This window comes from Streptomyces sp. NPDC041814, assembly GCF_055590565.1.
In genome coordinates this window covers 231,540-253,578 of record NZ_JBVJAM010000001.1, presented here as the reverse complement: position 1 = coordinate 253,578, position 22,039 = coordinate 231,540, and the positions used below count along the sequence as shown (strand labels likewise).

Genomic DNA, 22,039 nt, shown 5'->3' with positions numbered 1-22,039 from the left:
GTACCTCGCAGCCGGGGCCCGCACCGTCAAGGTGCGGGCCCCGGCTCGTGCTGTCCCAGGAGGACAATCCCGATATGACCCGCTCCGAACGCCAGGACCGTCCCGCTCGCAACCGCCCGTCCAGGGCGCGCGGCACGGACCGGGCACAGGCAACCGCACAGGGTTCCGGCAAGGGAACCGGAAAGGCGTCGCCCCGTCGCAGGGCCACGCCGCCGCAGGGCGAATTCGCGCTGCCCGAGACCATCACCCCCGCACTGCCCGCCGTCGAGGCGTTCGCCGAGCTGGACATGCCCGCAGCCCTGCTGAAGACCCTTGCCGCGCAGGGCGTGACCGAGCCGTTCCCGATCCAGGGCGCCACGCTGCCCAATTCGCTGGCCGGCCGTGACATCCTCGGCCGGGGCCGCACCGGCTCCGGCAAGACCCTCGCCTTCGGCCTCGCGCTCCTGGCCCGCACCGCCGGCCGCCGCGCCGAGCCGAAGGCCCCCCTGGCCCTCGTGCTCGTCCCGACCCGCGAGCTCGCCCAGCAGGTCACCGACGCGCTGACGCCGTACGCGACCTCGGTCAACCTGCGCCTGGCCACCGTCGTCGGCGGCATGTCGATCACCCGGCAGTCCGCCACGCTGCGGCGCGGCGCCGAGGTGCTGGTGGCGACCCCGGGCCGGCTCAAGGACCTCATCGAGCGCGGCGACTGCCGCCTGGACCAGGTCGCGATCACGGTCCTGGACGAGGCCGACCAGATGGCCGACATGGGCTTCATGCCCCAGGTCACCGCCCTGCTCAAGCAGGTCGAGGCGGACGGCCAGCGGATGCTGTTCTCCGCGACCCTGGACAAGAACATCGACCGCCTGGTCAAGATGTTCCTCACCGACCCCGTCGTGCACTCGGTCGACCCGTCCGCCGGTGCGGTCACCACAATGGAGCACCACGTCCTCCATGTCCTGGACGAGACCGACAAGAAGGCCGTCGCGACCCGGATCGCCGCCCGCGAGGGGCGCGTGATCATGTTCGTGGACACCAAGCGCGCGGCGGACCGTTTCGCCAAGCGGCTTCTCGCCAGTGGGGTACGCGCTGCCGCCCTGCACGGCGGACGCTCGCAGCCGCAGCGCAACCGGACCCTGGACCAGTTCAAGAACGGCCAGGTCACGGCGCTCGTCGCGACGAACGTGGCGGCCCGGGGCATCCACGTGGACGACCTCGACCTCGTCGTCAACGTGGACCCGCCCACCGACCACAAGGACTACCTCCACCGGGGCGGCCGCACCGCCCGCGCCGGTGAGTCCGGCAGCGTCGTCACCCTCGTCCTGCCCGACGAGAAGCGCGACATGACCCGCCTGATGCGCGACGCGGGCATCGACCCGCGCACCACCCGCATCCGCTCCAGCGACGAGGAGCTGACCCGCATCACGGGCGCCCGCGAACCGTCCGGCGTCGCGGTGGTCATAGAGGTCCCGCAGCCGACGCAGCCGAAGCCGCGCACGCGGCCGGCGGGTACGGGCACCCGCTCGGGCAGCCGCGGCCGGGGACGAGGGGCCGGCGCGTCCCGCAGCACCGGTGCGTCGTCCCGCGGCGCCGGTGCGTCCCGCGGCACCGGCGCCTCCAGGGGCACCGCGCAGCGCACCCGCCGCGCCGCGTAGCACTCGTCGCCGGAGGGGCGGATCAAGCCCCTCCGGCGATTGAGGAGCGGGGGCCCGGGAGCAGAGCCCCCGGTCGGTGACCGGTCACGTCGTGCAATCCAGCACCGCGCGGCACAGAGCGCACCGCACCCGCACCCGCCCCCGCACCGGAACCCGGTTCCGCTGATGGCAGACGGGGCAGGGGAACGCCACCCGCAACCCGTCCCCGCCCGCCTCGAAGGCGTACGAACCCCCCGACACCACCGCGCCGCGCTCCGACGCGGCCCGGTCCCGCGCGTACCGCCGTCGCCCCGGCCACCGCGCGGCCGTCAGCGGCGCCCGTGCCGCATCCCGCAGCGCCCGCGCCCGGCCCTCCGTGTACGCGGTGTACGCCTGCGGACTGGTGAACCACGGCGAAGGGTCCTCGCCGAACAGCAGCGCCCGCTTCGCCAGCACGTACCCGAACTCCTCCGGCGTCAGGTAGCCCAGCTTCTGGCTGGACGTCGCGTCCTCGCGGAACGCGTCGAGGAGCAGCCACCCCGCCCCCAGGTAGGCCGCCGCCGTGTCGGTCAGGATCTCGTTGTCGCGGGTGCCGGGGAACTCCAGGCCCAGCCGGTGCAGCAGCACATGCGCGACCTCGTGCGACAGGGCCGCCCCGATGTCCCGCCGATGGGTGCGGAAGCGGTCGTTCAGCTCCACGAAGTACTCCGGCCCCGCCGCCAGTTCGATGCTGCCCGCGTGCTCCATCGACTGGAACGCCACGATCACCCGGGCGTCCGGCAGCCGGTAGTGGCGCACCATCGCCCGGGCCACCCGCTGCGCGCCCAGGTGCAGATCCTCCGCGTCGGAGAACGCGGCGTCGACCGGTGCGAGGCTCGTCGCGAACCGCTGGACGCCGTCGGCGGACAGCCTGCGGTACAGCGCGGTGATCGCCGAGCGAACCGTCTCCAGATGCGGGAACCCGTGCTCGACCGGGCTGCGGCGGGGGCTGTCCGGCATGTCCGTACCCCCGCTCGTCGCTCCGGTCCCGACTCCTCACCCCTGTAGACGGGGAAGCGTGCCCCGGGGTTGTCAGCCGCCCGTCCGCACCGGCAGCCCCGGGCCCAGCATGACGAACGGCGCGCCCGCGCCCTCCGTCTCCAGCACCCACACCTCGTTGACCCCGTCCCGCAGCACCGGACCCGGCACGTACAGCGTGTGCTGCGGGCCCGCCGACCAGTACCGTCCCAGGCAGAAGCCGTTCACCCAGACGAACCCCCGCGTCCAGCCCGGGAGTTCGAGCCCCGCGTGGTCCGCCCCGGCTGTCAGCCCGAACGTGCCCCGGTACAGGCCCGGCCCGCCCTCCCCGTCGACCGGCGCGAACGGCACCCCCGCCACCGCGCCCGGCTCGTCGAACGCGTCCAGCCGCAGTGCCCGCGCCCGCACCCCGTGCAGATACTGGCGCTCGTGCAGCACGCCCCCGGTGATGCCCTTCGGCTCGCCCAGGCGCGGCCCGTAATTGACCCGGCCCAGCGACTCCACCCACAGCTCCACATCGGCGGGCCCGGCCACCGGTTCCTCCAGGACGGCGGCCCCCTCGCTCAGGACACCCCTGCGCACCCCGTCCACGTACACCACCGCACGGTCCCGCAGCCCGGAGACGCCCAGCGGATACGGGCGGCGCGGACCCGGCACGGCGACCCGGTAGCGGACCAGGCCGCGGTCGACGCCCAGTTCCTCGAACGTCGGCGGCACCCCGGACTCCGCCGCCTCCTCGTCGCCCAGCGCCTCCAGCACCGTGTTCAGCGGCGCCCACTCGGTCAGCTCCGCCCGGACCGGGGCGGCGAGCCCCACGGGCTCGGGCGGCAGCGGGGGCAGCGGCCCGTCCGCGTACCCGGCGAGGACGTTCCGGAACAGCCGGAACTTCTCCGTGGCCCGGCCGTACTCGTCCACCGGCGCGTCGTAGTCGTACGACGTCACCGTCGGCAGCAGCTCCTCGTCCTGGAGCGGGCCGGAACGGTTCGCGCCCGCCCAGCCCGCGAAGTTCGTGCCGCCGTGCGCCATGTAGACGTTCACCGACGCCCCGCACTCCAGGATCTCCGCCAGCGCACCGGCCGCCCGCGCCGGATCCCGTACCACCGGCGGCGCTCCCCAGTGCTCGAACCAGCCGCACCAGAACTCCATGCACATCAGCGGACCCGACGCCCGGTGGCGGCGGAGCACCCGGAACGCCTCGCGGGCGCCCGAACCGAAGTTGGCGGTGGCGAGCAGACCGGGCACCGAGCCGCCGGTGAGCATGTGGTCCTCCGGCCCGTCCGAGGTGAACAGCGGCACGGACACCCCGTACGCGCGCAGCAGCTCAGCGACCCGGCGCAGATACACGCCGTCGGTGCCGTAGCTCCCGTACTCGTTCTCGGCCTGCACCATGATCACCGGGCCGCCGCGGTCCGCCTGCCGCTCGGCGACCTGCGGCAGCAGTTCGGCGAACCAGGCCCGGACCGCGTCGAGATACCCCTCGTCGCGGGTCCGCACCCGGCGCCCGAACCGGCCGGTCACCCAGGCGGGCAGACCACCGTTCTCCCACTCCGCGCAGATGTACGGGCCCGGGCGCACGATCGCCCACAGGCCGGCCCGGTGCGCCGCGTCCAGGAAGCGGCCCAGCGCCCCGGTGTCCCGGAAGCGGCCGGGCACCGGCTCGTGGAGATTCCACGGGACGTACGTCTCCACGCAGTTCAGGCCCATCGCCCGCAGCATCGCGAGCCGGTGGTCCCACTGGCCCTCGTGCACCCGGAAGTAGTGCAGGGCCCCGGACAGCAGCCGTACGGGCTTCCCGTCGAACCGGAAGCCGTCGTCCCCGACGGTGAAGTCAGCCATGGTGCCCGTTCTCCTGATGCGCGGAATGTCTCGGTCCAGCCTCACCCCTGGTGCGCGGCCGGTCCATGGACAAAGATCTTGGCTGTTTGGACACGTGTTGCCTGACCAGAGGGCCGGACCGGGGAGGAAGAGGCCGATGTACCACACCTGGATGCGCTTCTTCACGCCCAGTCCGCTGCACCACCGCCTCGGCCTCGTCTGCCTCGGCGTCGGGCTCCAGCACGGCGCCCTGCCGACCGTCGGGCCGCGCACCCTGGACCACCACGTGGCCGTGGTCGTCCACTTGGGCAGCGGCTGGTTCGCCGGGCCGGACGGGCGGCGGGTGCCGGTCACCGCGCCCAGCCTCATCTGGCTGACCCCGGGCACCCCGCACCACTACGGCGCCGACCCCGCGACCGGCTGGGACGAGAGCTTCGTGGACTTCACCGGGCCTGCCACCGCCACGTACACCGAGCTCGGCTACATCGAGCCCGACCGCCCCCTGGTGCCGCTCGCCGACACCGCCGCCCCGCGCGCCGCCATCGGCCGGATGGTCCGGGCCGCCCGGCGCGGCAACCCGCTCCTGGAGGTCGAGACCGGGGCCGCCGTGCACGAACTCCTCGTCGCCCTGCGCCGGGCCCGCGCCGACGTCGGCCCGGACGGCGACCCGGTCCTCCAGGCCCTCGCCCGGGACGCCTTCCAGCCGCTGTCCGTAGCCGAGCACGCCGCCCGGCACGGGATGACCTCGGCCGAGCTGCGGACGGCGGTGCGCCGGGGCGCGGGATGCAGCCCGAAGGACTACCTCCTCACCATCCGGCTCGGGCGCGCGAAGGAACTCCTCGCCACGAGCGACCTGCCGGTCGCGGCCGTCGCCCGCCGCATCGGCTACGACGACCCGGCCTACTTCTCCCGTCTCTTCGCGCGGCGCGTCGGCATCGCCCCGGTCCGCTTCCGGGAACAGCAGGGGCGCACGGTCCCGGGCGGCTGGAGCGACCGCGTCCCGGACCCCGAACACCCGCCGACGATCACGTCGTAGCCCGTGCGCCCCGCCGCCTCCACGCGATCCAGGCGGCGACCAGCAACGCGAGGCCCGTGGCCGCGACCGTCATCCCCGCCGTGGCCGACTCGTTGACGTGGTCGCCGTTCCCCTCGGGCGCGGGAAGCCCCGCCGCCGCGTAATGGGGGAGGAGCAGCAGACCCAGTCCCACCGGCGCGGTCACCGCCCAGCGGGCGTCTTCACGACGTGCGGACCGGGACCACAGCAGCGCGCACACGGTGAGCACCACCGCGCAGCCCAGCGCCGGCAGCACGGTGTGAACCAGCCACTCGGAGAGCAACGGGCGCCAGTACCATTCCGACGCGGGCCTCGGCCCGTCGAAGTAGTACAAGGTCCGCGGCTGCGGCGGACCCAGGAAATCGCGCAGCGAACCGGGCACCAGCCCACCCAGCAGCCCGCCGGCGAAGAGCCCTGCCGCGCGTGGCAGCGCGCTGCCGGTCCCGCGGACGAGCCGGACTCCCAGCACCGCACACCAGCCGGCCAGCAGTCCCAGGAACACGCCCTTGACCGCGCCGTAACCGATCGGCGTCCACGCGGTCCACGGATAGTCGTCCATACGGGCGGAGCGCGCACATCCCGCCAGGCACCAGGCCACCGCCCCCGCCGCCACCCCCCAGGGCACGACCCCGGCCACCCTCGGCCGCGTCCCGCCGGCGTTCACCGCTCCCGACCGGTCGGCCTCGTCCATTCAGCCCCCTCACCAGGACAGGGGCACTCCACCCCCTCGCATCCGACGGGACGCCGCAACAGCCGCTCCGGTTGCGGCCGGGCCGGTCGCGTCCCGGACCCCGAACACCCGCCGACGATCTCCTCGTAGCCCCGTAAGCTCGCTGCCCATGACCACGAACGACATCGACGCCTCCGTACGCGTCGAACTCGACCGGCTGCGCCAGAGCATCGACAACATCGACGCCGCCGTCGTCCATATGCTGGCCGAACGCTTCAAGTGCACCCAGCAGGTCGGCCACCTCAAGGCCGCCCACCAGCTCCCCCCGGCCGACCCGGCCCGCGAGGCCCGCCAGATCGCCCGCCTGCGCGAGCTCGCGGAGAGCGCCCACCTCGACCCGGCGTTCGCCGAGAAGCTGCTCAACTTCATCGTCGCGGAGGTCATCCGCCACCACGAACGCATCGCGGAGGAGTCCGCGAACGGCGCGGAGGCGACCGGGGGACGTTAGCCTCCCCGGCCGCCTCCGCGCCCACGCCCGTCCGTCAGGGCGAGATCTCCTCCAGCGGCCGGTTCGCCGTCTCCTCCGCCAGGGTGCCGGCGACCACCGCGCCGAGCACCGCCACCGCGGCGAGCATCACGAAGACCGCGACGACGCTGTCGTTCGCCGCGTAGACGACGCCGACCAGGATCGGGCCGAGGATCACGCCCAGGCGGTTGACCGCGCCGCCGACGCTGCACCCGAGCGCCCGCATCCGGGTCGGGTACAGCTCCGGGGTGTACAGGTACAGGCAGATGTTGGAGCCGAAGAAGCCGACCGCCGAGAGCGAGGTCCAGATCAGGACCTGGACGGGGGAGCCGGCGCCGAGCGCGGCCAGGGTGAGCAGCAGGGCCGCCGAGGCGCCGAGGCAGATCGCGAAGACCTTGCGGCGGCCCAGGACGTCCACCGTGAGCGCCACGATCAGGCAGCCGAGCAGACCGGCGACCGAGGTCACCGTGGAGTAGAGGAGGGCGTCGGAGAGGCCGAGGCCGTACTCGTCCTTGTAGATGCTCGGCAGCCAGGACGTCACGCCGTAGTTCACGAAGTAGCCGGTGAACCAGATCGCGCCGACGACCAGGGTGCGGCGCCGGTAGCGGCCGGTGAACAGCCCGCGCAGGCCGGTCGCCGCCCGCTCCGCCGCGGTGGCCGCGGCCGGGGCCTGCTCCGGGGCGCCCGGAGCGCCCGGGGCCGGGAGCGGCCGGCCCGTCGCGGCCGCCACCTTCGCCTCGATCCCGGTCATCACCGCTTCCGCCTCCGCGAGCCGGCCCCGGTCCGCCAGCCAGCGCGGGGACTCCGGGACGCGCCGCTGCACGAGGAAGGCCAGCAGGCCGGGGACGGCGGCGACCACGAACATCGTGCGCCAGCCCGCGGCCGGGACGACCCAGGCCGCGACCAGTGCGCCGACGGTCAGACCGGCCGGGAAGACCAGCTCGTACAGCAGGACGAAGCGGCCCCGCTTGAAGCTGCGCGTGATCTCGCTGATGAAGGCCGCCGCCACCGGCACCTCACCGCCGATCGCCAGCCCCTGCACGAACCGGAGCGCCAGGAACGGGGTGAGCGAGGTGCAGGCGGTCAGGGCCAGGCTCACCAGGCCCGATACGGCGATGCAGTACGCGATGACCTTCACCCGGCCGTAGCGGTCGGCCAGCCGCCCCGAGAGCAGGGCCCCGACGAGCATGCCGACCGAGCCGACGGTCAGGACGGCCGTGGCATCGCCGGTGCTCAGGTGCCACTCGTCCCGGAGTTCGGGCAGCGCGTAGGCGATCAGGAGCTGGTCGAAGGCTTCGAAGAAGGTGACCACACCCACGATCAGGCGGACGGTGACGTGCCAGCGGGAGGGCGGCAGCCGCTCGAACCGGGCCGCGATGGCGGCGCGGGTGGTACCGGCGGGCGAGGGGCCCGGCGCGGCGTCCTGTGAGATGTCGGTGCTCATCCAGGGTTCCTCCTGCTCCGCGGGGGCCCGGAGCGGTTGGGGGAGCCAGGTGTACGTGTTCGCAGAGGCAGTGGTGGGCCGAGCGTACGGGTGGGGGAGCGGTACGCGGTGCCCGTGAGGCGGTGACATCGCCCACGAACCTCTGTAAGCACCTAGCTTCTTAGGGCTTAAGTTCTATCGGTCCGGGGGTGGCGGCCGTCAAGGGCCGGGGAGCAAAAGACTTTTTGCCCGGGCTTTTTGTCCAGGGGGGCTTGCGGGCAATTACTTAAGTGCTTAGCTTTTTAGCCCTGAGGTACCGGCTCCGGCCGGACCGGGAACCGATCACGACCGCAGGAGGCCAACCGATGCTTGCCGACGAGGTGTTGGTCGCAGGACAGTGGCGCCAGGGCCGGGGCGCCCCCATCGAGACCGCCGACCCGGCCACCGGCCGGATCATCGCCACCGTGCACGCCGCGTCCCTCGAAGACGTCGAGGAGGCCGCCGCCGCGGCCACCCGGGCCGCCCGGGACCCCGCCTGGCGCGAACTCCCCGCCCACCTCCGCGCCCGGCTGCTGCACCGCGTCGCCGAACTCGTCGAGCGGGACGCCGACCGGCTCTCCGCCCTCCAGACCGCCGACACCGGCAAGTGCCGCGCCGAGACCCGCGCCCTGGTGCTCAGCGCCGCCGGCACGTTCCGCTACACCGCCGCCGCCCTGGAGACCGCCGAGGACGCCCTCACCCCGGCCCGCGGCCCGTACGTCACGATGAGCGTCCACGAACCCATCGGCGTCGTCGGCGCGATCACCCCCTGGAACTCGCCGATCGCCAGCGACGCCCAGAAGCTCGCCCCCGCCCTCGCCGCCGGAAACGCCGTCCTCCTCAAGCCCGCCGAGTGGACCCCGCTCGTCGCCCTGGCGCTCGGCCGCCTGGTCCACCAGGCACTCACCGAGGCCGGGCTGCCGACCGCCCTCCTCTCCGTCCTGCCGGGCCGCGGCAGCGTCATCGGCGATGCGATCGTCCGCCACCCGGCCGTCGGCAAGGTCACCTTCACCGGCGGTACGGAGACCGGGCGCACCCTCGCCCACGCGGCCGCCGACAAACTGATCCCGGTCTCCCTCGAACTCGGCGGCAAATCACCGACGATCGTGCTGGAGGACGCCGACCTCGAACAGGCCCTCGCCGGCGTCATGTACGGGATCTTCTCGTCCAGCGGGCAGAGCTGCATCGCAGGCTCCCGCCTCTTCGTCCACCGCTCCCGCTACGAGGAGTTCCTCGGCGAACTCGTCGCCCGCACCGAGAAGCTGCGCGTCGGCCCCGGCACCGACCCGGACACCCAGGTCGCCCCGCTGGTCCACCACCGCCACCGCGACAGCGTCGCCGCCTACGTCGACCTCGCCCGCGCGGAGGGCGCCACCGTCCGGTGCGGGGGAGCGGCCCCCGAGGGCGAGCGCTACCGGGACGGCGCCTACTACCTGCCCACCGTCCTGGACGGCCTCCCGAACACGGCCAGGGTCTGCCGGGAGGAGATCTTCGGACCGGTCCTGGTCGCCCTGCCCTTCGAGGACGAGGACGACCTCGTCGCCCAGGCCAACGACAGCGTCTACGGCCTCGCCTGCGGCATCTGGACCCGCGACCACGCCCGCGCCTGGCGGCTCGCCCGCCGTATCGACGCGGGCACCGTCTGGATCAACACGTACAAGCAGTTCAGCGTCTCCACCCCGTTCGGCGGGCTGAAGGACAGCGGCATCGGCACCGAGAAGGGCCGCGACCTCATCCGCGGCTACCAACGGCAGAAGTCCCTCTACTGGGCCACCGACACCACCCCGCTGCCCTGGGCCGCCGCCCACTGACACCGCACGCGCCCCACCCACCCGAGCGGGAGGACACCCATGCCCCACGACCAGCCGATAGCCCGGCTCCGCGCCCTGCGCTCCGTCGAACTCCACACACCCGCCCTCACCGAGTCCGCCGACTTCTACGCCGAGGTCTGGGGCCTGGAACCCGTCGAACGCGACACCGACGCCACCTGGCTGCGCGGCACCGGCGAGGAACACCACGTCCTGCACCTCACCCGCGCCGAGCGCAACGGCCTCGGCCGCATCAGCTTCGCCGTCGCTACCCCCGCCGAGATCGACGAGGCCGCCCGCCGCCTGCTCGCCCGCGGCATCGTCCCCGTCGCCGGACCCGGCCCCCTCGACCAGGTCGGCGGCGGCTACGGACTCCGCTTCACCGACCCCGAGGGCCGGCTCATCGAACTCAGCGCCCAGACCCACGCCGTCACCCCGCGCGGCCGGGACGGCGCCGTCCCCGTCGGCGTCACCCACACCGTCCTCAACACCACGGACATCGACGCAGCAGTCGCCTTCTACACCTCCGTGCTCGGACTGCGCGTCTCCGACTGGTCCGAGCACCAGATGGCCTTCCTGCGCTGCAACGCCGACCACCACTGCATCGCCTTCAACCAGGCCGAGTGGGCCTCCCTCAACCACGTCGCCTACGAGATGCCGTCCGTCGACCACTTCATGCGCGGCCTCGGCCGGCTCCGCCACCACGGCATCACCCCCCAGTGGGGGCCCGGCCGGCACGGACCCGGCAACAACACCTTCTCCTACTTCACCGACCCGGCCGGACTCGTCTGCGAATACACCTCCGAGGTCGCCCAGATCGTCGAGGACGCCTGGATCGCCAAGGTCTGGCGCCGCACCCCCGACCTCTCCGACCTCTGGGGCACCGCCGGACCCCCGTCCCCGGCGATCCGCCGCCACATGGCGGGCACCCCCGACCCCGGCCCCCTCACCACCGCACCGGAAGAGGTCACCGCGTGACCACCACCCTCACCCCCCGCCCCGACACCCCCGCCCGCCCCGGCCCCACCGTCCGCCGCGTCGCCCTCGTCGGCTGGGGCGCCATCGGACGCGTCGTCGGCACCGCCCTCGCCGAGGGCCGCGTCCCCGGCGCCGAACTCACCTGCGTCATCGACAACCGGCCCCTCGTGGACGCCCCCGCACCCCAGCTGTCCTTCGAGGACGCCCTCGCCGTCTGCGACCTCGTCGTCGAAGCCGCCGGCCAGGCCGTCGTACGGGAATGGGCCGAGCGCGTCCTCACCAGCGGCGCCGACCTGCTCATCGCCTCCACCGGCGCCCTGGTCGACCCCGCCCTCACCGGCCGCCTGCGCGCCGCCGGACCCGGCCGCGTCTACTTCACCGGCGGCGCCGTCGGCGGCCTCGACCTCCTCCAGGCCGTCCGCGGACTCGGCCCCCTCACGTCCGTCACCCTCACCACCACCAAGCTGCCCGCCACCCTCCACCAGCCCTGGATGGACGACGAGCTCACCACCCGGCTGCGCACCACCACCGAACCCGTCGAGGTCATGCGCGGCACCGCCCGCGACGTCCCGGTGAAGTTCCCCAAGTCGACCAACGTCGCCGCCTCGGTCGCCCTCGCCACCGGCGACCCGGACCTGGTCGAGGTCGTCGTGGTCGCCGACCCGGACGCCACCCTCACCCGGCACGTCATCGAGGCCGAGGGCCCGCACGGCAGCTACCGCTTCGAGGTCGCCCACCGGCCCGACACCGCCAACCCCGCCACCAGCCAGGTCGTCCCGCACGCCGTGCTCCGCAGCCTCGGCGCCGTCGTCGGCCGGGCAGGACAGATCCTGTGAACGCCGGAATCCACACCCGCGAAGCCGGCGACCCCGACGCCCCGCTCCTGCTCTGCCTGCACGGCATCGGCTCCTCCTCCGCCGCCTTCACCCCCCAGCTCGACGGCCTCGCCGACCAGGTACGGGTCGTCGCCTGGGACGCCCCCGGCTACGCGGACTCCGCCGACCCCGCCCACGCCCCAGGTCTCGACGGCTACGCGGACACCGCCGCCGCCCTCATCCGCGAACACGGCGGCCCCGCCCACGTCCTCGGCGTCTCCTGGGGCGGCGTCATCGCCCTGCGCCTCGCCGCCCGCCACCCGGACCTCGTCGCCTCCCTGATCGTCGCCGACTCCAGCCGCGGCTCCGGCACCGACCCGGACAAGGCGAAGGCCATGCGCGCCCGGGCCGCACAACTCGCCGCCGAAGGGCCCGAGGCGTTCGCCGCCACCCGCGGACCCCGCCTCGTCTCGGACGGCGCACCCCCCGGCCTCGTCGCACGCGTCGTGGCCACCATGGCCGCGTCCGTCCGCAGCCCCGGCTACGGCTACGCCGCCGACTCCATGGCCGACGCCGACCTCACCGACGACCTGCCCGCCATCACCGCACCGGCCCTCGTGCTCTGCGGCGAACAGGACACGGTCACCGGCACCGCCGAGTCCCAGGCCATCGCCGGGGGCCTGGAGAAGTCCGTCTACGTCACCCTCTCCGGCGCCGGACACCTCGCCAACCAGGAACGCCCCGAGGTGTTCAACGCCTGGGTCCGCGCCCACCTCCACGTCGTCGCCCGCGTACCCGCGTAACGACGCACCCCCACCCACCCCGACCCCCGAGGAGCATCCCGTGCCCATCGACAAGACCCCGTACGAGAACAACGGCGACCTCGCGAAGTTCACCGACTCCCTCATCGCCACCAAGGACTCCCGCGAACCCGACTGGGACACCCTCTCCTTCCAGGAGAAGGCCGGCGCGCAGTACCGCCGCGCCCAGATCCGGTACGTCGGCTCCGGCGCCACCGGCAACCACGAGAACGACAACCGCATCCTGCCCTCGGGCGGCTTCACCCTCTCCAACATGCTGCTCCCGCCGGGGGCCGAGGGCCCCGAGCACACCCACCACGACGTGGAGGAGGCGTTCTTCGTCCTGGAGGGGCAGGTCAGGGTCGGCATCCACCGGGGCGCCGACGAGACCGAATACCGCACCCTCGGCTACCGGGACATGATCGTCGTCCCCGCCGGAGTCGCCCGCTCCCTGAAGAACGAGGGCGACACCGACGCCCTGTTCTGCGTCATCATCGGCACGCGGAAGCCGCAGGTCCCGACCTACCCCGAGCACTCGCCGATGCACGGCGTCACCCGCGACTGATGGCCGCCGACGACACCCCCCGCACGGTCGTCGTCACCGGCGCCGGCCGCGGCCTCGGACTGGCCGCGGCCCGCCGGATCGGCGGCGACGGACACCGCGTCGTCATCGCCGAACTGGACGAGGCCACCGGCCGGCAGGCGGCCGGGAAGCTGCGCGCCGACGGCATCACCGCGGACTACCACCCGCTCGACGTCGCCGACCCGCACTCCGTCGCCGCCCTCGCCGACACCCTCGCCCGTGACGGCAGCCGGCTGTACGGCCTCGTCAACAACGCCGGGCTGGCCAACGCGGTGGGCGGCAAGCCGTTCCACGAGATCGACGTCGAGGCGTGGGACCGCATCATGACGGTCAACGCCCGCGGCCCCTGGCTCGTCGCCCGCGCCCTCCTCCCGCTCATGCGGGCCCACGGCGCCGGACGCATCGTCAACCTCGCATCGGACGCCGCGCTCTACGGCTCGCCCCGGCTCGCCCACTACATCGCGTCCAAGGGCGCCGTGATCTCCCTGACCCGGGCGATGGCCCGCGAGACGGGCGACTTCGGTATCACCGTCAACGCGGTGGCGCCCGGCCTCACGGAGGGGGAGTCCGCCGTGGACATCCCCGCCGAACGCCACGAGCTGTACCGGCTCAACCGGGCGATCTCCCGCCCCCAGCAACCGTCCGACCTGGTCGGCCTCATCGCCTTCCTCATCGGTGAGGAATCCGGCTACATCACGGGCCAGACGTTCGCCGTGAACGGCGGCTTCACGATGCACTGACGAATCGGAGCCCGTCCGGCGATCGAGGACCCCCACCACCGCCCGCATCCCCACCACCGCCCGCACCCCCACCCGCAGGGAGCCGCACCCATGGACCTCCACCTCGAAGGCACCCGCATCCTCGTCACCGGCGGCAGCTCCGGCGTCGGCCTCGCCACGGTCCGCGCGCTCCTCGCGGAAGGCGCCCGCGTCGCCACCTGCGGCCGCCGCCCCGACGCCCTCGCCGCCGCCCTCGACGGCCTCGCCGGACCCGACACGCTCTACCACGCCCCCTGCGACGTCACCGACGAGGCCGCCGTACGCGCCTTCACCGACGCCGCCGCCGACCACCTCGGCGGACTCGACGGCCTCGTCAACAACGCCGGCGCCTCCCGGATGAAACCCTTCGCCGAGACCACCGCCGCCGACTGGCGCGAGGAGCTGGAGCTCAAGTTCTTCGGCGTCCTCAACCCGCTGAACGCCGCCCTGCCCCACCTCCGCGCCTCCGCCGCCGCCTCCGTCGTCAACATCAACGCCGTCCTCGCCAAACAGCCCGAGACCCGGCTGATGACCACCAGCGCCGCCCGCGCCGGCATCCTCAACCTCTCCACCTCGCTGTCCAAGGAACTGGCCCCCGACGGCATCCGCGTCAACTCCGTCTGCCTCGGCCTCATCGACACCGGGCAATGGGAACGCCGGTACGCCGCCTCCGGCTCCCCGCTGGACTACCCCGCCTGGCAGGCGGAACTCGCCGCCGACCGCGGCATCGCCCTCGGCCGCCTCGGCAACGCCGACGAAGTCGCCTACGCCGTCACCGCCCTGCTCTCGCCCCGCGCCTCGTACATCACCGGCACCACCGTCGACGTCTGCGGCGGCGTCAACCGCGCGGTCGCGTAACCCACCCCTCAAACCCCCCTCAGGAGCACCCGACATGACCCGACCCAACGGCGGCGACCTGCTCGTCGAGACGCTACGAGGACTGGGCGTCGACACGGTGTTCGGCATCGTCAGCGTGCACAACCTGCCGCTCGTCGAAGCCGTCGACCGCGACCTGCGCTTCGTCCCCGTCCGCCACGAGGCCGCCGCGGTCAACGCGGCCGACGGCTACGCCCGCGCCACCGGCCGCCTCGGCTGCGCCCTCACCAGCACCGGAACGGGAGCGGGCAACGCAGCCGGCTCCCTCATCGAATCCCTCAGCTCCGGTACCCCCGTCCTGCACGTCACCGGGCAGATCGACAGCGCGTACCTCGGCTCCGGGCGCGGCTTCATCCACGAGACCAAGGACCAACTCGGCATGCTCCGTGCGGTCTCCACGCACGCCGTCACCGTCACCGACGCCGAGAGCGCCGGCGACCTCCTGCGCGACGCGGCCGCCCGCGCCCTCACCGCCCCGCACGGCCCGGTCAGCGTCGAGTGGCCCATCGACCTGCAGTTCGCCCCCCAGCGGCTCACCGGCACCCCCGTCCCGCCGCCCGCCACCCCGGCCCTGCCCGAGGCGGCGCTCCTGGACGAGGCGGCCGCCCTGCTGTCCGCCGCCCGCCGCCCCCTCCTCTGGGCCGGTGGCGGCGCCACCAGCGCCCGCCCCGAGGTCGGGGCACTCCTCGACGCCCTCGACGCCGGGCTCGTCACCTCCAACTCCGGGCGCGGCGCCGTACCCGAGTCCGACGAGCGGGTCCTCGGCAACTACGCCACCGCACCGGCCGGCCGCGCCCTGCTCGCCGAGGCCGACGTCCTGCTCACCATCGGCACCCACTTCCGCTCCAACGAGACCGCCGACTACGGCCTCGGACTCCCCGCCACCCACATCCAGATCGACCTGGACCCGGCCGCCCCCGGCCGCGTGTACCCGGCGACCGTCGCCCTCACCGGCGACGCCTCCGCCGTCCTCGCCGCCCTCCTCGGCCGCGTCACCAGCGGCAGCACGGAGCCGGGCTGGCCCGGCCGCGTACGCGAGGCCCGGAACGCCGCCCGCGCCGCGCAGCGCCACGCCATCGGCCCGCAGGCCGCGGTCAACGACGCGATACGCGACGCCTGCCCGCCCGGGTCCGTCATCGCCCGGGACGTCACCATCCCGTCCTCCACCTGGGGAAACCGGCTCCTGGAGATCACCGACCCGGCCACCAACGTCTTCCCGCGCGGCGGCGGCATCGGCCAAGGGCTCGCCATGGGCATCGGCGCCGCACTCGGCCGCCCCCGCACCCCCACCGTCGTCATCGCCGGCGACGGCGGCCTCGCCGTCCACCTCGGCGAACTCCTCACCCTCGCCCAGGAGAAGCCCGACCTCACCCTCCTCGTCTTCAACGACGGCGGCTACGGCGTCCTGCGCAACATGCAGGACAGCCACTTCCCCCGCCGCTCCGGCGTCGACCTCACCACCCCCGACTTCGCCCTGCTCGCCGCCGCCACCGGCCTCCCGTACGCGCGGATCGCCACCGAGGCCGACGCCGGACCCGTCATCAAGGAAGCCGTCGCGACCCCGGGCCCCACCCTGGTGGAGATCGACCTCGCCGCACTCGGCCCGATGACCACCCCCTTCACCCCGCCCGTCAAGCTCCCCGCCGCCGCCGACACCGCCGCAGAAGGAGGCAACCCGTCATGACATCCGCCGAGGAGCCCCGGCTCGACCTGCTCGTCCACCGCATGACGTGGGAGGCCGACGGAGTCCTGAGCATCGAACTCACCCACCCCGACGGCAAACCCCTCCCCGCCTGGCGGCCCGGCGCCCACATCGACGTCCACACCGGCGGCCACATCCGCCAGTACTCACTGTGCTCCGACCCCGAGGACACCGCCCGCTGGCGCATCGGCGTCCTGCGCGAACCAGCCTCCCGCGGCGGCTCCGCCCACATCCACAGCGAACTCCGCCCCGGCCGGACCGTCCACGTCCAGGGCCCCCGCAACCACTTCGCGCTCGACCCCGACGCCCCCGGCTACCTCTTCGTCGCCGGCGGCATCGGCATCACCCCGCTCCTGGCCATGGCCCGCGAGGCCACCCGCACCCGCACCCCCTGGCGGCTCGTCCACGGCGGCCGCACCCGCGCCTCCATGGCCTTCACCGCCGAACTCACCGCCCTCGCCGGACAGCCCGGCGGCAGCGTCGAGTTCATCCCCCAGGACGAACAGGGCCACCCCGACCTCGACACCCTGCTGGGCGGCCTCGCACCCGGCACCCAGGTCTACTGCTGCGGCCCCGAACCCCTCCTCGCCGCCGTCGAGGAACGCTGCCCCGACGCCCGAACCGAACGCTTCGCCGCACCCGCCGCCGCACCCCGCGACGGCGAGGACACCGGCTTCGACATCGTCTGCTCCCGCACCGGCCGCACCGTCGAGGTCGCCCCCGGGACCTCCGCGCTCGACGCCCTGGAGAACGCCGGCATCCCCATCGCCTCCTCCTGCCGCGACGGGATCTGCGGCACCTGCGAGACCAAGGTCCTCGAAGGCACCCCCGACCACCGCGACTTCCTCCTCAGCGAGGGCGAACGCGCCGCCGGCGCCTCGATGATGCTCTGCGTCTCCCGCTCCCGCACCCCCCGCCTCGTACTCGACCTCTGACCCGCCCGAAGGGAGCCGACATGACCGGCCCGCAGTACCTCGACCCGCACCAGGCCCGCCCCGCCGAGCCCACCCCGTACGAGAAGAAGCTCGCCGCCGTCATCGAGGAGGTCTTCGGCGGCGGAGCCCACGACCTGCCCGGACTCGTCGCCGGACTCAACGCCCGCGACCTGCCCGCCCCCGACGGCAGCCCCTGGACCGAGGACACCTTCCGCACCGAGATGCGCCGACTGGGAGCGTGAGACAGCCATGACCACCGCCACCACCCCGACCCGACCCTCCGAAGTCGCCCGCCCCGGCGACCGCACCGCCGACCGCCTCTTCGCCACCGGCATCCGCAACCAGTGGTACGCCGTCTGCCCCTCGGACTTCGTGCCCGCCGGCGGCATGAAACGGCTCACCCTCCTCGGCGAGGAATGGCTCCTCTTCCGCCGCGCCGACGGCACCCTCCACATGCTGGAGGACCGCTGCCCCCACCGCGGCGCCCGCCTCTCCCTCGGCAAACACCTCGGCGACCGCATCGCCTGCTGGTACCACGGCGTCCAGGTCGACGGCACCGGCACCGTCGCCGCCGTCCCCGGCCTCCCCGGCTGCAACCTGGAGGGCAAACAGCTCGTCGCCGCCCCCCACCTCATCGAGACCGGCGGCGCGATCCTCGCCTACTTCGGCGACCACGCCCACCCCGAACCCGTCCCGCTCACCCTGCCTGAACCCCTCACCGACCCCGGCACCTCGGCATTCCTCTGCTACGCCGAGTGGAACGTCAACTGGCGCTACGCCGTGGAGAACCTGCTCGACCCCATGCACGGCTCGTTCCTCCACCGCGACTCGCACAGCATGGCCGAGGGCCAGACCACCGCCCGCTTCCGCATCCGCGAGACCGAACGCGGCTTCTTCTTCGAGAAGACCGACCAGAGCGGCGTCAACTTCGACTGGGTCGAGCTCTGCCGCACCGGCGTCGACTGGGTCGACCTCACCATCCCCTACCCGCCGACCGCCGGCCCCGGCGGACCCTTCGGCATCGTCGGCATGGCCACCCCCATCGACGAGGACCGCTGCGCCGTCTTCTTCTGGCGCTACCGCAAGGTCACCGGCTGGCAGCGCGACACCTGGCGCTTCCTCTACAAGACGCTCCTGGAGGACCGCCACTGGGAGGTCCTCGAACAGGACCGCGTCATGCTGGAGGACCTGCGCGCCGACGCCGACCAGGCGGAGAACCTCTACCAGCACGACCTGGGCGTGGTCCGCGTCCGCCGCATGTACCGCACGGAAGCGGAATCCCAGGCGGCGACGGCCTGACCGGCGTCCTCGATCGCCGGCCGCGTCAAGCGCGTCCGGCGATCGAGGACACCTCCTCCGCGCAGGGCGACAGCGCCCGAATGCAAGCCTGTCCGGCGGTTGAGGACATCCCCGCGCCGGGACCCCGGTGCCCCCGCCGAGCGCCTACTCCCCGCCCTCCGCGGCAAGCACAGACCGCTCCAGCTTCCCCAGCAGCCGCGCCAGCTCCACGCACTCCGCCTCCGACAACCCCGCCAGCATCCGCCGCTCGTTCTCCAGATGCTCCGAGAACAACGCGTCGATCAGCGACAACCCCTCGTCCGTCAGCCGCGAGTGCACCACCCGCCGGTCCTGCGGATCACGCTCCCGCCGGATCAGCCCGTCCTTCTCCAGCCGGTCTATCCGCAGCGTCACGCCCGCCGAGCTGATCAGCCCCGAATCGGCCAGCTCACCCGCCGTACGCCGGAACGGCGCCCCCGCCCTGCGCAACGCCGTCAGCACGTCGAAGCCGGCCATCGACAGCCCCTTGCGCTCCACCGGCCGCGAGATCGCCGTGCTGTACCGCAGGAACGCCCGGTGCAGCCGGCCGAAGACCTCCAGCGGAGCCGTATCCAGCTCCGGCCGCTCCCGCCGCCAGTCCGCCACGATCGACGCCACCGCGTCCGCCTGCTCCGCCATCCCGGCCACACCTCCGCGCAGGTACACAATGGGGTAAGAATCTTAGCCCTCAAAGGACCCCGGCAGCCGTCCGCCCCCAGCGGAACCCGCCTGCGCGCCGCCCGGCCGATACGGCAGCATGTCCCCATGTCCGTACTGACGCGCGATGAAGCGCAGGCCCGAGCCCAGATCCTCGACGTACAGCGATACACGATCGACCTCGATCTCACCGCGGGGGAGGAGACCTTCGACTCCCGCGCCGTCATCGAGTTCACCGCCCGCCAGGCCGGTGACACCTTCATCGAGCTCAAGCCCGCCACCCTGCGTTCGATCAGCCTCGACGGGCAGCCGCTGGACCCCGCGGACCTCACCGAGAACCGGTACCCCCTCACCGGCCTCACCGAAGGCCCGCACGAGATCCGCGTCGACGCCGCCATGCGCTACTCCCGCACCGGCGAGGGCATGCACCGCTTCACCGACCCCAGCGACAACGAGACATACGTCTACACCCAGCTCTTCATGGAGGACGTCCAGCGCGTCTTCGCCGCGTTCGACCAGCCCGACCTCAAGTCGGTCTTCGCCCTCACCGTCACCGCCCCCGAAGGCTGGACCGTCCTCGGCAACGGCACCGCCGAACACACCGGCGAAGGCCGCTGGACCATCGCCCCCACCCCGCCCCTCTCCACCTACCTCGTCGCCGTCGCGGCCGGCCCCTGGCACTCCGTGACCACCGAGCACGCCGGACTCCCCTTCGGCATCCACTGCCGCCGCTCCCTCGCCCCCCACCTCGACGCCGACGCCGACGAGATCCTCGACATCACCCGGGCCTGCTTCGACCGGTTCCAGGAGAAGTTCACCGAGCCCTACCCCTTCGACTCGTACGACCAGGCGTTCGTCCCCGAATTCAACGCCGGCGCCATGGAGAACCCCGGACTCGTCACCTTCCGCGACGAATTCATCTACCGCTCCGCCGTCACCGACACCGAACGCCAGACCCGCGGCATGGTCATCGCCCACGAAATGGCCCACATGTGGTTCGGCGACCTCGTCACCCTCGCCTGGTGGGACGACATCTGGCTCAACGAGTCCTTCGCCGAATACATGGGCTACCAGACCCTCGCCGAAGCCACCCGCTTCACCGACACCTGGGTCGACTTCGGCGTCGCCCGCAAGGGCTGGGGATACGACGCCGACCAGCGCCCCTCCACCCACCCCGTCGCCCCCGACCCGGCCGACGTCCCCGACACCGCCTCCGCACTCCTCAACTTCGACGGCATCTCCTACGCCAAGGGCGCCTCCGCCCTGCGCCAGCTCGTCGCCTGGCTCGGCGAGAAGGACTTCCTCGCAGGCATCAACACCCACTTCGCCCGCCACAAATTCGGCAACGCCACCCTCGCCGACTTCATCGACAACCTCGCGTCCGCCACCGACCGGGACGTCCACGCCTGGGCCGACCAATGGCTCCGCACCACCGGCGTCGACACCCTCACCGCCCACACCACCGAGACCGACACCACCTGGTCGCTCACCGTCGACCACCGGGGCACCCGCCCCCACCGCATCAGCGTCGGCGCCTACGACCACAGCCTCGACACCCAGCACGGGCCCACCCCCCTCGTCCTGCGCGAACGCTTCGACACAGGCATCCCCGAGGAAGCCCCCGCCACCCGCCCCGGCCGCCGCCCCGCCCTCGTCGTCCTCAACGACGAAGACCTCACCTACACCAAGATCCGGCTCGACCCCCACTCCTGGAACACCGTCCTGGACAGCCTCTCCGGCATCCCCGACGCCCTCACCCGCGCCGTCATCTGGAACGCCGCCCGCGACATGGTCCGCGACGGCGAACTCGCCCCCAGCACCTACCTCGAAGCCGCCCGCGCCCACCTCCCCTACGAAACCGACCTCGCCCTCCTCCAAGGCGTCCTCGCCTTCGCGGACACCCAGGTCGCCGGCCGCTACACCGCCCCCGACGACCGGCCCACCGCCCTCGCCACCCTCACCGCCCTCTGCCGCGACCTCATCCGCCGCACCGAGGACGGCACCCACCCCGGCCTGCGCCTCACCGCCGTCCGCCACCTCATCGACGCCGCCACCCAGCCCGACACCATCCAGGGGTGGCTCGCCGACGACACCGTCCCCGGCGGACCCGAACTCGACCCCGAACTCCGCTGGCGCATCCTCACCCGCCTCGCCGTCCTCGGCGCCACCGACGAAGCCGCCATCGACGCCGCCCTGGAGGACGACCCCAGCGCCACCGGCCAGGAAGGCGCCGCCCGCTGCCGCGCCGCCCTGCCCACCCCCGAGGCGAAGGCCGCCGCCTGGGACGCGATGTTCCACGACGACAGCCTCTCCAACTACCTCTTCACCGCCACCGCCCAAGGCTTCTGGCAACCCGAACAGACCGACCTCGTACGCGCATACGTGCCCCGCTTCTACCCCGAGGCCGCCCAGCTCGCCGCCCGCCGCGGTCCCGCCATCGCCGAAGCCGCCGGCCGCTACGCCTTCCCCGTCCACGCCGTCGACACCGACAGCCTCCGCACCGGCGAAGAAGCCCTCGCCGACCCCGCCCTCATCCCCGCCCTCCGCCGCAAACTCACCGACCAGATCGACGACCTGCGCCGCGCCCTGAACGTACGCAACGCCAACTGACCCACCCCTCCCACCACCCGTGCCCGGCCCGCCCTCACCCCGA

General features: G+C 73.4%; 20 protein-coding genes. 15 read left to right on the top strand and 5 right to left on the bottom strand.

Annotated features, from left to right (window positions below; all coding sequences use genetic code 11):
* Positions 1-74: 74 nt before the first annotated feature.
* On the top strand, positions 75-1,634 hold the full coding sequence (locus tag ACZ6C6_RS01170; protein WP_469197856.1) for a DEAD/DEAH box helicase: 1,560 nt from the start codon (positions 75-77) through the stop codon (positions 1,632-1,634).
* An 84-nt stretch (positions 1,635-1,718) separates the two neighbouring features.
* Here ACZ6C6_RS01170 and ACZ6C6_RS01165 read toward each other — a convergent pair whose 3' ends face one another.
* Positions 1,719-2,612 (bottom strand): hypothetical protein, encoded by an 894-nt coding sequence (locus tag ACZ6C6_RS01165; protein ID WP_469197854.1) that lies wholly within the window; start codon positions 2,610-2,612, stop codon positions 1,719-1,721.
* Positions 2,613-2,684: 72 nt separating this feature from the next.
* Positions 2,685-4,466, bottom strand: a complete 1,782-nt coding sequence (locus ACZ6C6_RS01160) for a beta-galactosidase (protein ID WP_469197852.1) — start codon at positions 4,464-4,466, stop codon at positions 2,685-2,687.
* A gap of 136 nt (positions 4,467-4,602) precedes the next feature.
* Here ACZ6C6_RS01160 and ACZ6C6_RS01155 point away from each other — a divergent pair, with 136 nt between their 5' ends.
* Positions 4,603-5,481 (top strand): helix-turn-helix domain-containing protein, encoded by an 879-nt coding sequence (locus ACZ6C6_RS01155; RefSeq protein WP_469197850.1) that lies wholly within the window; start codon positions 4,603-4,605, stop codon positions 5,479-5,481.
* Here the strand turns inward: ACZ6C6_RS01155 and ACZ6C6_RS01150 are convergent.
* Complete coding sequence (locus ACZ6C6_RS01150; RefSeq protein ID WP_469197848.1) at positions 5,471-6,190, bottom strand: hypothetical protein; 720 nt, start codon at positions 6,188-6,190, stop codon at positions 5,471-5,473. The two genes, ACZ6C6_RS01155 and ACZ6C6_RS01150, sit on opposite strands and share 11 nt — an antisense overlap.
* Before the next feature lie 148 nt (positions 6,191-6,338).
* Here ACZ6C6_RS01150 and ACZ6C6_RS01145 point away from each other — a divergent pair, with 148 nt between their 5' ends.
* Positions 6,339-6,677: a chorismate mutase gene (locus ACZ6C6_RS01145; protein WP_365686689.1), complete on the top strand. Its 339-nt coding sequence runs from the start codon at positions 6,339-6,341 to the stop codon at positions 6,675-6,677.
* Positions 6,678-6,711: 34 nt separating this feature from the next.
* Here ACZ6C6_RS01145 and ACZ6C6_RS01140 read toward each other — a convergent pair whose 3' ends face one another.
* Complete coding sequence (locus ACZ6C6_RS01140) at positions 6,712-8,139, bottom strand: MFS transporter (RefSeq protein WP_469197845.1); 1,428 nt, start codon at positions 8,137-8,139, stop codon at positions 6,712-6,714.
* A 344-nt stretch (positions 8,140-8,483) separates the two neighbouring features.
* On the opposite strand from ACZ6C6_RS01140, the gene ACZ6C6_RS01135 reads away from it, so the two are divergent.
* From ACZ6C6_RS01135 to ACZ6C6_RS01085, 11 genes are all read left to right on the top strand, one after another.
* Positions 8,484-9,968, top strand: a complete 1,485-nt coding sequence (locus ACZ6C6_RS01135) for an aldehyde dehydrogenase (RefSeq protein WP_469197843.1) — start codon at positions 8,484-8,486, stop codon at positions 9,966-9,968.
* A 39-nt stretch (positions 9,969-10,007) separates the two neighbouring features.
* Entirely contained in the window at positions 10,008-10,943 is a 936-nt protein-coding gene (locus ACZ6C6_RS01130) for a VOC family protein (protein ID WP_469197842.1), read from the top strand.
* Positions 10,940-11,779 (top strand): aspartate dehydrogenase domain-containing protein, encoded by an 840-nt coding sequence (locus tag ACZ6C6_RS01125; RefSeq protein WP_469197840.1) that lies wholly within the window; start codon positions 10,940-10,942, stop codon positions 11,777-11,779. Before ACZ6C6_RS01130 ends, ACZ6C6_RS01125 begins: the two co-directional genes overlap by 4 nt.
* Positions 11,776-12,561 (top strand): alpha/beta fold hydrolase, encoded by a 786-nt coding sequence (locus ACZ6C6_RS01120; protein WP_469197838.1) that lies wholly within the window; start codon positions 11,776-11,778, stop codon positions 12,559-12,561. The genes ACZ6C6_RS01125 and ACZ6C6_RS01120 overlap by 4 nt, the downstream gene beginning before the upstream one ends.
* 40 nt (positions 12,562-12,601) lie before the next feature.
* The gene (locus tag ACZ6C6_RS01115) at positions 12,602-13,123 is read left to right on the top strand and encodes a cupin domain-containing protein (RefSeq protein WP_469197836.1); all 522 of its coding nucleotides are present in this window, start codon (positions 12,602-12,604) and stop codon (positions 13,121-13,123) included.
* Positions 13,123-13,881: an SDR family oxidoreductase gene (locus ACZ6C6_RS01110; protein WP_469197834.1), complete on the top strand. Its 759-nt coding sequence runs from the start codon at positions 13,123-13,125 to the stop codon at positions 13,879-13,881. Before ACZ6C6_RS01115 ends, ACZ6C6_RS01110 begins: the two co-directional genes overlap by 1 nt.
* Before the next feature lie 90 nt (positions 13,882-13,971).
* Positions 13,972-14,757: an SDR family oxidoreductase gene (locus ACZ6C6_RS01105; RefSeq protein ID WP_469197833.1), complete on the top strand. Its 786-nt coding sequence runs from the start codon at positions 13,972-13,974 to the stop codon at positions 14,755-14,757.
* A 34-nt stretch (positions 14,758-14,791) separates the two neighbouring features.
* Positions 14,792-16,459: a thiamine pyrophosphate-binding protein gene (locus ACZ6C6_RS01100; protein ID WP_469197831.1), complete on the top strand. Its 1,668-nt coding sequence runs from the start codon at positions 14,792-14,794 to the stop codon at positions 16,457-16,459.
* Positions 16,456-17,412: a PDR/VanB family oxidoreductase gene (locus ACZ6C6_RS01095; RefSeq protein ID WP_469197829.1), complete on the top strand. Its 957-nt coding sequence runs from the start codon at positions 16,456-16,458 to the stop codon at positions 17,410-17,412. Before ACZ6C6_RS01100 ends, ACZ6C6_RS01095 begins: the two co-directional genes overlap by 4 nt.
* A gap of 20 nt (positions 17,413-17,432) precedes the next feature.
* The gene (locus tag ACZ6C6_RS01090; RefSeq protein WP_469197827.1) at positions 17,433-17,654 is read left to right on the top strand and encodes a recombinase-like helix-turn-helix domain-containing protein; all 222 of its coding nucleotides are present in this window, start codon (positions 17,433-17,435) and stop codon (positions 17,652-17,654) included.
* A 7-nt stretch (positions 17,655-17,661) separates the two neighbouring features.
* A complete protein-coding gene (locus tag ACZ6C6_RS01085; protein ID WP_469197825.1) occupies positions 17,662-18,711 on the top strand; it encodes a Rieske 2Fe-2S domain-containing protein in 1,050 nt (349 codons plus the stop codon).
* Between the two features lie 144 nt (positions 18,712-18,855).
* On the opposite strand, the gene ACZ6C6_RS01080 is transcribed toward ACZ6C6_RS01085, so the two are convergent.
* Positions 18,856-19,368: a MarR family winged helix-turn-helix transcriptional regulator gene (locus tag ACZ6C6_RS01080; protein WP_469197824.1), complete on the bottom strand. Its 513-nt coding sequence runs from the start codon at positions 19,366-19,368 to the stop codon at positions 18,856-18,858.
* Between the two features lie 126 nt (positions 19,369-19,494).
* Here ACZ6C6_RS01080 and pepN point away from each other — a divergent pair, with 126 nt between their 5' ends.
* A complete protein-coding gene (pepN, locus tag ACZ6C6_RS01075) occupies positions 19,495-21,996 on the top strand; it encodes an aminopeptidase N (RefSeq protein ID WP_469197822.1) in 2,502 nt (833 codons plus the stop codon).
* The last annotated feature ends 43 nt before the right edge of the window (positions 21,997-22,039 follow it).